This window comes from Streptococcus infantis, from assembly GCF_047464615.1.
In the GTDB taxonomy this organism is placed as follows: Bacteria; Bacillota; Bacilli; order Lactobacillales; family Streptococcaceae; genus Streptococcus; species Streptococcus infantis_Y.
Genome location: NZ_JASHBO010000002.1, coordinates 173,326 through 185,358 on the forward strand (window position 1 = coordinate 173,326; position 12,033 = coordinate 185,358).

11 protein-coding genes and 3 pseudogenes are annotated in these 12,033 nt (G+C 38.9%); 4 read left to right on the top strand and 10 right to left on the bottom strand.

Annotated features, from left to right (window positions below):
• Nucleotides 1-32: 32 nt before the first annotated feature.
• The 4 genes from QM450_RS02110 to QM450_RS02125 form a co-directional block, all read right to left on the bottom strand.
• Nucleotides 33-956, bottom strand: coding sequence for an aspartate carbamoyltransferase catalytic subunit (locus tag QM450_RS02110; protein ID WP_414319523.1), 924 nt, complete (start codon nucleotides 954-956; stop codon nucleotides 33-35).
• A 20-nt stretch (nucleotides 957-976) separates the two neighbouring features.
• Nucleotides 977-1,498, bottom strand: a complete 522-nt coding sequence (gene pyrR / locus QM450_RS02115; RefSeq protein ID WP_049549150.1) for a bifunctional pyr operon transcriptional regulator/uracil phosphoribosyltransferase PyrR — start codon at nucleotides 1,496-1,498, stop codon at nucleotides 977-979.
• 208 nt (nucleotides 1,499-1,706) lie between these two features.
• Nucleotides 1,707-2,336, bottom strand: a complete 630-nt coding sequence (gene nth, locus QM450_RS02120; protein ID WP_049549149.1) for an endonuclease III — start codon at nucleotides 2,334-2,336, stop codon at nucleotides 1,707-1,709.
• Nucleotides 2,337-2,879, bottom strand: coding sequence for a YceD family protein (locus QM450_RS02125; protein WP_414319524.1), 543 nt, complete (start codon nucleotides 2,877-2,879; stop codon nucleotides 2,337-2,339).
• Between the two features lie 168 nt (nucleotides 2,880-3,047).
• Here QM450_RS02125 and QM450_RS02130 point away from each other — a divergent pair, with 168 nt between their 5' ends.
• Both QM450_RS02130 and QM450_RS02135 read left to right on the top strand, forming a co-directional pair.
• Entirely contained in the window at nucleotides 3,048-3,377 is a 330-nt protein-coding gene (locus tag QM450_RS02130) for a helicase BlpT (RefSeq protein ID WP_373093794.1), read from the top strand.
• Nucleotides 3,378-3,651: 274 nt separating this feature from the next.
• Nucleotides 3,652-5,178 (top strand): ATP-binding cassette domain-containing protein, encoded by a 1,527-nt coding sequence (locus QM450_RS02135; RefSeq protein WP_414319525.1) that lies wholly within the window; start codon nucleotides 3,652-3,654, stop codon nucleotides 5,176-5,178.
• A gap of 323 nt (nucleotides 5,179-5,501) precedes the next feature.
• Here the strand turns inward: QM450_RS02135 and QM450_RS02140 are convergent, their stop codons facing one another.
• From QM450_RS02140 to QM450_RS02155, 4 genes and pseudogenes are all read right to left on the bottom strand, one after another.
• Complete coding sequence (locus QM450_RS02140; protein ID WP_414319526.1) at nucleotides 5,502-6,098, bottom strand: lysostaphin resistance A-like protein; 597 nt, start codon at nucleotides 6,096-6,098, stop codon at nucleotides 5,502-5,504.
• A gap of 34 nt (nucleotides 6,099-6,132) precedes the next feature.
• A pseudogene (locus QM450_RS02145) lies at nucleotides 6,133-6,980 on the bottom strand (IS630 family transposase).
• A 128-nt stretch (nucleotides 6,981-7,108) separates the two neighbouring features.
• Nucleotides 7,109-8,008, bottom strand: coding sequence for a zinc metalloprotease HtpX (htpX, locus tag QM450_RS02150; RefSeq protein WP_414319527.1), 900 nt, complete (start codon nucleotides 8,006-8,008; stop codon nucleotides 7,109-7,111).
• Between the two features lies 1 nt (nucleotide 8,009).
• Entirely contained in the window at nucleotides 8,010-8,570 is a 561-nt protein-coding gene (locus tag QM450_RS02155) for a LemA family protein (protein WP_248035932.1), read from the bottom strand.
• A gap of 94 nt (nucleotides 8,571-8,664) precedes the next feature.
• On the opposite strand from QM450_RS02155, the gene rsmG reads away from it, so the two are divergent.
• The gene (gene rsmG / locus QM450_RS02160; RefSeq protein WP_414319528.1) at nucleotides 8,665-9,378 is read left to right on the top strand and encodes a 16S rRNA (guanine(527)-N(7))-methyltransferase RsmG; all 714 of its coding nucleotides are present in this window, start codon (nucleotides 8,665-8,667) and stop codon (nucleotides 9,376-9,378) included.
• Nucleotides 9,379-9,837: 459 nt separating this feature from the next.
• On the top strand, nucleotides 9,838-11,121 hold the full coding sequence (locus QM450_RS02165) for a uracil-xanthine permease family protein (protein WP_414319529.1): 1,284 nt from the start codon (nucleotides 9,838-9,840) through the stop codon (nucleotides 11,119-11,121).
• Between the two features lie 109 nt (nucleotides 11,122-11,230).
• Here QM450_RS02165 and QM450_RS02170 read toward each other — a convergent pair.
• Nucleotides 11,231-11,909: pseudogene (locus tag QM450_RS02170) on the bottom strand (CPBP family intramembrane glutamic endopeptidase); the annotation flags it as partial.
• A gap of 13 nt (nucleotides 11,910-11,922) precedes the next feature.
• Nucleotides 11,923-12,033 (bottom strand): annotated as a pseudogene (locus QM450_RS02175) (IS5/IS1182 family transposase); the annotation flags it as partial.

Genomic DNA, 12,033 nt, shown 5'->3' on the forward strand with positions numbered 1-12,033 from the left:
ATGCTCTCAGGCATCTTTTAACGTTTTGTGTCTTATTTTGCGTTTCTGTAAGTCAATACAGATTCTAAAATTGCCATTCTGACAAAGACACCATTGGTCATTTGTTGAACAATACGTGATTTTGGTGCTTCGACCAAGTGATCAGCAATTTCAACATCGCGATTTACAGGAGCAGGATGCATCAGAATAGCTTTATCTTTCAAGCGATTATAACGTTCTTGAGTCAAACCATGCTGGGCATGATAGCCCTCTTTTGAAAAGACTGTTCCACTTTCATGACGCTCATGTTGAACACGGAGAAACATCATCACATCAACTTGGTCAATGATTTCATCAATGCTTACAAACTGTCCATAGTCTGCAAACTCTTGACTTCTCCATTCCTCAGGGCCAGCAAAGTAGAGTTTCGCTCCTAAGCGTTTTAAGATTTGCATATTAGATTTAGCCACACGCGAATGGTCAAGGTCACCAGCAATGGCAACCTTGAGTCCTTTGAAGTGTCCAAATTCTTCATAAATCGTCATTAAATCAAGCAAGCTTTGGCTTGGGTGTTGACCCGAACCATCCCCACCATTGATAATCGAAGTCGTAATCGTCGGACTATCGATTAACTCTCTGTAGTAATCCACCTCTGGGTGTCGGATGACACAGGCATCTACTCCCAAGGCTGACAAGGTCAAAATTGTATCGTAGAGTGTTTCACCCTTGTTGACTGAACTTGTTTTCACATCAAAGTCCAGTAGCTGAAGACCCAGTTTAATCTCTGCTACTTCAAAAGATTTGTGGGTACGAGTCGAACTCTCAAAGAAGAGATTAGAGACGATGTGTTGGTCTTCATAAGAAGCCTTTGCTCCATTTTTAAATTCGATCCCGCGTTTAATCAATTTCATGACTTGTTCTACAGTAAGGTCTTCCATTGAGACTACATGTTTCAATGCTTGTTGATTTTCTGACATGGCTAACTCCTTTTAGCTATCTAAGCTTCTTCGGTAATAAGAACACGATCTTGTCCATCTAGTTCAGTCATCTCTACGATGATTTCTTCTGAACGACTGGTTGGGATATTTTTCCCTACATAGTCTGGACGAATCGGTAATTCTCTATGCCCGCGGTCAACTAGAACAGCTAAACTCACACGAGAAGGACGACCATGGCTTACGATGTTGTCAATAGCTGCTCGGATGGTCCGACCTGTGTAAAGCACATCGTCCACCAAGATGACCTCACGTTCTGTCACATCAACAGAGATTATAGAAGTATCTTCACCGCTTTTGACATCGTCACGGAATGGTTTGGTGTCTAACTCAACGACTGGCACTGAGATAGATTCCAACTGTTCCAATCGCTCTTGGATACGGTGAGCAATGAAGACACCGCGTGTTTTTATCCCAGCCAGTACAATCTTGTTCAAATCTTTATTTCGCTCGATAATCTCATAGGTAATTCGAGTAATCGCTCGCTTGACAGTCAATTCGTCTACAACTTCTTTTGTCTTCATGACAAACCTCCAAAAAGAAAAGTCTCCTTAAACAAGGAGACTTCAGAATGTATAGTTAAGCTAGCCCTACCAAAACAGCAGAGACTCCACCCTTCTACTTGATTCAGCTCCTTGCCTGCCTCACGGGACAGGATTAAAGGAATATTTGATTGGTACTACTATAACACAAACCAGGAATCGATGCAAGAAAAAACACAAGAAATCAATTTTATAACGAACTAAAATCGTACAACTGTGGATAGTGATCGCATTCTGGATTTTTCGGATGACAGATAGCACGACCAAAGTAAATCATAGCCTGATGGGCTGCAAGCCATTCTTCTGGTGGCAAAACATCCATGACACGTTTTTCGACCTCAAGGGGTGTAGCTGATTTTTTAACAATATCGTGGTGTTTACAGATTCGCTCTACATGAGTATCTACCGCAAAAGCTGGAATACCGAATCCCACGCTCAAAACTACGTTGGCTGTTTTACGACCAACTCCTGCCAAACTCTCTAATTCTTCTCTAGTCTGAGGGACTTGACCGTCAAAATCATCCAGTAGTTGTTGGGCACATTTTTTGAGGAATTTAGCCTTATTGCGATAAAGGCCTAGGCGAGAAATATACGAGGCAATCTCACTCTCACTGGCTTCTGCCATGGTTTGTGGGGTTGGAAAAGCCGCAAAAAGTCCTGGTGTAGCCTTGTTGACTGCCGCATCTGTCGTCTGAGCTGACAGCATTACAGCAACCAAGAGCTCAAAATGATTGCGAAAATCTAGACTTGGTTTCGCATCTGGAAAAAGAGCGATGATTTCCTCAATGACATGACGGGCACGTTTCTTGGATAAAACCATCTATTCGTCTCCGTCAAACAGTCCTTGCAAACCTGCAAATGGACTATTTTCTTCTTTTTTGACTGCCTGTTGGGCTTGATACTCTTCCTCAGACATGATTTGCCAGTCATTTCCAGATACAAATCCCTGACCAGCTTCTTCCTCAGCTGTTAGGACTTTGATAGGAATATTGAGCAAGATATTATCTGAGACACTTTCAGCCAGGTCGATTTCCCCATTTTCAATCGGTAAAACCAAGTCATCATCTAGAACTTCTTGGTCCAGTTGATTGGTTGCACCTTCCATAAAGACTTCTGTCACTGGATAAGACTCTTTCAATTCTACAGGTTCCATACTACGACTAGAAGCTAGGACAATCGTATAAGACAATTGATAGTCTAGGAAAAACATACGGTCTTCATACTGAACTTTCCCAATAGCGACAATATCTTTTACATCTAAAATTTCTTGATTACGGGCACGCAAGTCAGCTGCTAAGTCTAAAGTTTGCTCAAAGTGCAAACCGTCAGGCTGCTTACGAATTTCTTGAATATTTAATTTCATACTTCCTCCATAAAGATTTACTCACTTGATTATACCATGAAAGAACCGCAAGCAAGGCAACTAAACTTTCAAAAAATCATTCTCTATTTTTTGATATATTTATTATGACAATTTTATTTTTTGTGCTATACTATAGACATCAATACATGGGCAAAGGAGGACGCTCATATGGAAGACAAAGAACTAATCTTAGAAGCTTATCAACTCATTTCCGAGTTAAACAAAGCTTACCAAACTTGTAAACAAGGATTGCCTGATGATCTGCGCTTGCAACAAAATATTGACGAGCTACTCAGACAACTTAAAAAGACAAAGAAACTAGATAACTCTATCTTAGTTGATCTTGAGAAATTTTACCAACATACCAGTCTCTTGATTGGACTTGGCACCCTTAAACTCAATGAAGAAGCTCGTACAGCTTGGCGAAACTATGACAAGTTCCACTACGATCAAGTCAAACACGTACTGACTCTCTATGGACCTGTTTTTGGTTTCTAGAAAGATTTGAATTTCTCATTTCTTTTGACAAAGTGTCCCAAAAGGTATAAAATAAACATAGTATTTTTCGGAGGTAAGGGAGACATGAACAACTAAGTCTATCAAATAAAGAACCTTTATTTAGTAGATCTTGTTCTTGTCTCTTTTTGTGTACTCTTTTTTCTGCTGCTTTTTCAGCCCTTTTAAAAGAGGATTTTTTGACATAGACAATTGGCTCTACTAGGTAAAGTAGAGCTTTTGTTATGTATTATCCAAATTTAGAAAGGGCAATAATATGATAAAAATCAATCATCTGACCATCACACAAAACAAAGATTTACGAAACCTTATTTCCAATTTAAACATTACCATCCAAGACGGGGAAAAGGTTGCTATTATTGGTGAAGAAGGAAATGGAAAATCAACCTTACTTCGAACTTTAATGGGCGAAAGATTAGCTGATTTCTCAATCAGTGGAGAAATCCAGTCTGACCTTCAGTCCTTGGCCTACATTCCCCAACATCTCCCTGAAGAATTGAAGAAAAAATCTCTACAGGACTACTTCTTTTTAGAGTCTGCTGATTTGGACTTCAGCATTCTCTATCGTTTGGCTGAGGAATTGCATTTTGATAGTGATCGCTTTGCTAGTGACCAAGAGATTGGTAGCCTCTCGGGAGGTGAAGCTTTGAAAATTCAGCTTATCCATGAATTATCCAAACCCTTTGAGATTCTATTTTTAGATGAACCTTCAAATGACCTGGACCTTGAGACAGTTGATTGGCTAAAAAGTAAGATTCAGAAGATGAGGCAGACCGTTATTTTCATTTCTCATGATGAAGACTTCCTCTCTCAAACTGCAGACACCATTATCCACTTGCGACTAGTCAAGCATCGAAAGGAAGCTGAAACCCTAGTCGAGCACTTAGACTATGATCGCTATAGTGCCCAAAGGAAGGCTAACTTTGCCAGACAAAGCCAGCAAGCTGACAACGACCAACGAGCCTATGATAAAACCATGGAAAAGCATCGCCGAGTCAAGCAAAAGGTAGAAACTGCACTTCGAGCTACCAAAGACAGTACTGCCGGACGACTACTGGCTAAAAAGATGAAAAATGTTCTTTCTCAAGAAAAACGCTACGAAAAAGCAGCTCAGTCCATGACCCAAAAGCCACTTGAAGAGGAAGAAATCCAACTTTTCTTTTCAGAAATAAAGCCATTAGCAGCTTCTAAAGTCTTACTTCGACTGGAAAATGATACTTTATCCATCGGCCAACGAATTTTGTCTCAAAAACTCCAACTAACTGTTTGGGGGCAAGATAAAATCGGCATCATCGGTCCCAATGGAGTTGGCAAATCGACTCTGTTAGCCAAGTTGCAGCAACTACTAAGTGGCAAAAGTGAGATTTCACTTGGATTTATGCCACAAAATTACCAAGAAACACTGCAATTGGATCTATCCCCAGTAAAATTTCTCAGCCAAACTGGACATAAAGAGGAAATACAGAAAATTCAATCCTTCCTAGCCAGTCTCAATTTCAGTTATCCAGAGATGCACCACAAGATTCACTCTTTATCTGGTGGTCAACAAGGTAAACTCCTTCTTTTGAATTTAGTGCTGCGAAAACCAAACTTTCTCCTTCTGGATGAACCCACACGAAACTTTTCTCCAACCTCTCAACCCGAAATCAGAAAACTCTTTGCCAATTATCCTGGTGGTCTGGTCACTGTTTCACATGATCGACGTTTCTTAAAAGAAGTCTGTAGGAGTATCTATCGTTTGACAAAAAATGGTTTAGAAATAGTTGATTTACAAGATTTATAAATGTAAAAAATAGCAAGAGGTTGGGCAAAAAATAAATTTCAGCAGAAAATCAAGTAAATCTTCCCACAATAAAACGCATACTATCAAGGGTTTCAACACCTGATATGATGCGTTTTTTGATTTTAAAGACTTTTTGCCCAGACTCGTTTGATGTGCTCAATTTGTTCTGATATTAAGGGTTTAGTATAGAAGAGTTTTTGAGGAGCCTTCTATAGAAGGTTCTGTTACATACTCTACAAGACACCTCATGGCTAGCTATTGTTACAGTTCTATAGGGAAAAAATTTTACCTATATTTATAAACTAAGGTATTCTAATTTGGCCTTATCTAAAATACATAAAGCAAAATGCAACTAGATTATTGAGGAAATGTAAAAGAATGGAATTCCAAAGATTGTCGGAAGTCTTATACCTTATACCAAATGCAAATCCCATACCTAAATAGGTGATAAAACTAGAAATTGTATAGGGTCCATGTAGATAAGCAAAGAAAACCGATGTGGTAACCAATCCAATATATGTATTCTTAAATACTGTCCCTTGTAACAGTCCTCGCATAAAAATTTCTTCCGAAATGGGTGCTAAAATACATAGATCTAGAAAGAGCACAGGCAATGAAAGTGATAAACTTTGAATTGATTGAGTAGTGTCTGATTGGGTAGGTCCTAAAAAATTGACCAACATATAAAATAAGACAAGCAAGGCGTAGGAGAGAAGCCAATTCAACATATCTTTTAGGCTGATTTTTCGAATGTGAAACAGGTCATACTTTTTTCCTACATAAAAAAATATTGCAAGCTCAACAAGTGTAAAAATGATTGATAGAGCTAATGAATTTGTCCGCATGACTTTATCAGCAATACTCAAATGTATTGGCGTGAAAATCAAAATCAAGAAAAAGGTCATCCAACGCTTATACATGATTCACCTCACTAGTATTTAATTACATATATAGTTAATTGAAACAAGAACAGGACAAAAGAGCCTCGAAAAAAGTATTACAACTTGGTAATACCTTTTTGAGGTGCTTTTTAATATGAGCCCATGTTTTCTCAATAGGATTGTACTCAGGTGAGTAGGGAGGAAGGGGTAAAAGTTTATGCCCAAATTCTTCACATAAGAGCTCTAGCTTACCCATTCTATGGAATCTTGCATTATCCATAATAATAACTGATGGTGTACTCAATGTTGGTAAGAGAAACTTCTGAAATCAAGCTTCAAAAAAGTCGCTTGTCATCGTCTCTTCGTAAGTCATTGGAGCGATTAACTCACCATTTGTTAACCCTGCAACCAAAGAAATCCTCTGATATCTTCTTCCAGATACTTTACCTCTTATTAACTGACCTTTTAATGAGCGACCATATTCTCGATAAAAATAAGTATCGAATCCTGTTTCATCAATATAAACAGGTGCTAAGTGCTTTAAACTATTAAATTTTTTAAGAAATAAAGCTACTTTTTCTGGGTCTTGTTCATAGTAGGTGTGATTCTTTTTTTTCGAGTGTACCCCATAGCTTTGAGAGCATAGTGAATAGTAGTTGGATGACAGCCAAATTCAGAAGCTATTTCAGTCAAATAAGCGTCCGGATTGTCAGTAAGATAGTTTTTAAGTCTATCTCTATCAACCTTTCTTGGTTTTGTCCCTTTTACTTGATGGTTTAGCTCTCCTGTTTTCTCTTTTAGCTTTAACCAGCCATAAATAGTATTACGTGAGATTTGGAAAACGTGTGATGCTTCTGTTATACTACCTGTTCGCTCACAATAGGCGAGAACTTTTTTACGAAAATCTATTGAATATGCCATAAGAAGATTATACCACATTATGTACTGTTTTAGGTTCAATTGACTATATTATACTACTTTTTTGTGAGAGGACAAGTCACAAGTGAGGTGATACATGCAAAAATCCAGAGGAAAATCTCTGGATGTTTTTACATATGTTTCAAACGCTCAATCCGTTCTGAGATTGGCGGATGGGTATAAAATAGTTTTTGCAAGCCACCTCGTTTTTGAGGATCATTGATGTAAAGTGCACTGCTAGCATCATCTATATGACGGCTCATGGGTTTACTATTGTCCAACTTACGAAGGGCATTGATCATACCTTGAGGATTACGAGTCAACTCCACACTTGAAGCATCAGCTAAAAATTCTCGCTGACGAGAGATGGCTAGTTGTACCAAGGTTGCTGCTAGGGGAGCCAAAACAATCGCTAGGAGAGAAACGACTAGCATAATAATTTCAAGTCCACCATTATCACGGTCATCACTTCTACGACCACGGCCTGCACCTCCCCACCACATCATGCGTCCAGCCATACTTGATAAAAGTGTAATAGCACTGGCAAGGGCAACCGCAATAGTAGAAATACGAATATCATAGTTACGAATGTGACTGACTTCATGGCCTATAACCGCTTCTAACTCTTCACGATTCATTATCGCTAAGAGTCCTGAAGTTGCTGCTACCGCTGCATTTTGGGGATTTGAGCCTGTTGCAAAGGCATTCAAGCTAGCATCATCGATAATGAAGACACGTGGCATGGGGATTTGCGCCACCATAGCCATATCTTCCACAACATGATAGAGGGTTGGTGCAGTCTGCTCATTCACCTCACGCGCACCATTCATGCTCATGACTATCTCTGTTGATTGAAAAATCATGGACAAGGCATAGATAAAGCCGATAATCAGAGCGATAACTAAGCCACCAAGACCAGACCGCATAAAGAGGTAACCAACTGCATATCCAACCAAAGCCAAAAGTAAAAAGAATACTAGTAGTAAAATCCAAGTTCTTCGCTTATTACTCGCGATTTGATCATACAACATCCTAGTCACCTAAACCACTAAAATCAACCTTTGGTACTGCCTTTTCTTCTTCAGGTGTTTGAAGGAAATCAGCCACTTTAAAACCAAAGAGTCCAGCAACTAGGTTACTTGGGAATGTTTCTAATTTAACATTATAGTTGCTCACAACACTATTGTAGAGTTGGCGAGAGTATGAGATTTTATTTTCAGTATTGGTCAACTCCTCTTGCAATTTAGCAAAGTTGCCACTCGCTTTTAGGTCTGGATAATTTTCTGCAACGGCAAAAATTCCTGAAACCTGGCGTGAAAGGGCATCACTAGCTCTCATAGCTTCTGCCGGTGAGGTTGCAGCGGCTACTTGATTACGGAGTTCTGCAACTTTTTCAAGCGTTGAACCTTCATACTTTGCATATCCCTTCACGGTCTCAATCAAGTTTGGCAAGAGATCGTTACGACGTTTCAACTGAACATCAATCTGACTCCATGCCTCTTTAGTTTGCATGCGATTTTTAACCAATCCATTATAGGTAATAATCACAAAGATACCAATAAGAGCAAGAACTCCAAGAATAATCCAATTCATCTGATATCTCCTTTCTGTTTTTAGATTAGTACCAGTATATCAAATTTCTATCTTTTTGTGGTAAAATAAGATGATACTAAAGAAGGAAACTACTATGAAACCAGAAACATTTTATAACTTGCTAGCTGAACAAAATATTATTCTTTCTGACCAGCAAAAAGTTCAATTTGAGCGTTATTTTGAACTTTTGGTCGAATGGAATGAAAAGATCAACCTGACTGCTATTACTGAAAAGGAAGAAGTCTATCTCAAACATTTCTATGATTCTATTGCTCCTATTTTACAGGGATTGATTGAAAACCAGCCTATTAAACTCTTAGACATCGGTGCTGGAGCAGGTTTTCCTAGCCTCCCGATGAAGATCCTCTATCCTCAGCTAGATGTAACTATTATTGATTCCCTCAATAAACGAATCAACTTTCTTAATCTATTAGCACAAGAACTAGGTTTAGAAAATGTTCACTTCTATCATGGACGTGCCGAAGATTTTGCCCAAGATAAGAATTTCCGTGCTCAGTTTGATATTGTTACGGCTCGTGCTGTTGCCCGTATGCAGATATTATCTGAGTTGACTATCCCCTACCTGAAAGTCGGAGGAACATTGCTAGCACTGAAGGCTAGCAATGCACCTGAGGAATTAACTGAAGCTAAAAATGCCCTTAACCTTCTCTTTAGTAAGGTTGAAGATAATCTCAGTTACACACTTCCTAACGGAGACCCTCGCTACATTACTATTGTCGAGAAGAAAAAAGAAACTCCAAATAAATACCCAAGAAAGGCTGGCATGCCTAACAAACGTCCGCTTTAGAAAGATTAAAAATCTGCAAACTCACACCTCACTTTCTTATTTCTTAGCTCGGAAAAAAATGATTTACAAAATCATACCTCGCTTTCTTATTTCAAAGCTTGGGAAAAAATGATTTACAAAATCATGCCTCGCTCTCTCATTTCATGGCTCGGGAAAAAATGATTTACAAAATCATACCTCGCTTTCTCATTTCATGGCTCGGGAAAAAATGATTTACAAAATCAAACCTCGCTTTCTTATTTCAAGGCTCGGGAAAAAATGATTTACAAAATCATTTTTTTCTGCTATACTATCCTAAGCAAAGGTTTTTAATGTCATCCCGTGAGGTGACGAAGGCGCAGATCTATATAAAACTCTTTAAAACTTGATAAAGGAGTCTTGTTTTAGAGAGGTCTTACTCTGGGAGCCTATTGCTATAAAATAATGGGCTCTTTTTTGATGCCCAAAAGTGAGGTTAATATGAAACAGGAATCATCTGTTGATTTGCTTTTAGACGTTGACCAACGTCCTTCAGCTGGCAAAGGAATTCTCCTTAGCTTCCAGCACGTATTTGCCATGTTTGGTGCAACCATCTTGGTACCTTTGATCTTGGGAATGCCTGTATCGGTTGCCCTTTTTGCATCAGGTGTAGGAACACTCATTTACATGATCTCTACTGGCTTTAAAGTTCCAGTTTATCTGGGTTCTTCTTTTGCCTTTATCACAGCTATGTCACTTGCCATGAAAGAAATGGGTGGCGATGTATCTGCTGCTCAGACAGGGGTTATCCTGACTGGTTTTGTTTATGTCCTTGTTGCTGCAAGTGTTCGATTTGCAGGTACAAAATGGATCGACAAACTCTTACCTCCAATCATTATCGGACCTATGATTATCGTAATCGGTCTAGGTCTTGCAGGTTCAGCTGTAACAAATGCTGGTCTTGTTGCTGATGGCAACTGGAAAAATGCTCTTGTAGCTGTTGTCACCTTCCTCATTGCTGCCTTTATCAATACAAAAGGAAAAGGATTCCTACGAATCATCCCATTCCTTTTTGCCATTATCGGTGGTTACCTCTTTGCACTAGCACTTGGATTGGTTGACTTCACTCCTGTTCTTGAAGCTAACTGGTTTGAAATCCCTGGTTTCTACCTACCATTCAATACAGGTGGTGCCTTCAAACAATACAACCTTTACTTCGGTCCTGAAACAATTGCCATCTTACCAATCGCAATTGTAACGATTTCTGAACATATCGGAGACCATACCGTTTTAGGGCAAATCTGTGGACGCCAATTCTTGAAAGAACCTGGTCTACACCGTACTCTTCTTGGTGATGGTATCGCAACTTCAGTTTCTGCCTTCCTCGGTGGACCAGCCAATACAACTTACGGTGAAAATACAGGGGTTATCGGTATGACTCGTATCGCTTCTGTCTCAGTTATCCGTAACGCTGCCTTTATCGCAATTGCCCTCAGCTTCCTTGGTAAATTTACTGCTTTGATTTCAACAATTCCAAACGCTGTACTTGGTGGTATGTCTATCCTTCTTTACGGGGTTATCGCAAGTAACGGTTTGAAAGTCTTGATCAAAGAACGTGTTGACTTCGGTCAAATGCGTAACCTTATCATCGCAAGTGCTATGTTGGTGCTTGGACTTGGTGGAGCTATCCTTAAACTTGGTCCAGTTACCCTTTCAGGTACTGCCCTATCAGCTATGACAGGTATCATCCTAAACTTGATCTTGCCATACGAAAACAAAGACTAATCCATATAGAATCAACAAGAGGTCGGGACAGAAATCCCGACCTCGTTTTTATGAACAAGAAGACTTTGATATAGTGACTCATTGGACTGTTGTCAAAAAATTTGATTTCTTAATTTTCCCAAGTAATCAAGAGATACAAGAGACTGGAACCAAACATATCATCAAGAGCATGCATGAGAAAAAATGGCAGTAAATTCTTGACTACATACTTGTACAAGAAATAATAGAATAGACCGTAAACAAACCCAATCACCAAGTCCCAAAGCAATCCTTGATAGGGATGGAAAGAAATCCGTATAATTACCGAGTAGACTAGAGTCAGCCACTGATGCTTTTCTTTTACCGAAGTCAGTAAGCCCAAGAAGAAGAATTCTTCATAAAAACCATTTAGTAAAGCATAGAAAATAGCCATTGGCGTTAAAGCCATGAATTTTCGAATGATCTCCATGGGGTTTATAAAAGTAATCAACTGAGGATTAAAATAATTGTACTCACCACTGAGGGTTGTTACAATATCACCAAATATACCAACTACAGCAAAGATGAGGGGAACCCAAATTAAAATAGACCAGCTCCAACGTATAGGAAACTGTTTAAAATCATAATTTCGAATCATAAGATAAAGGAAGTTAATCCCTAACATCATCAATTGAAAAGTAAAATTACTAGAATAAGCTGCCCCGTCACTTGCTAGATTTGTCGTAGTTTCTGCGACGCTAGTAAGAGTTAAAGGCGATAAACTCCATAAATTGTTGTGTGGAACGAATGATAAACTCTCCAAACATTAGACTTCCTGCGAAACTAAAATCCTAGTTCACGGTTGATAATGCCAGCAATCAAATTCATTCGTAATCCGAAGCGTTTACGTCGATTTCGATAGGTTGTTGAAAATATTTTAAACGTTTTTACTTT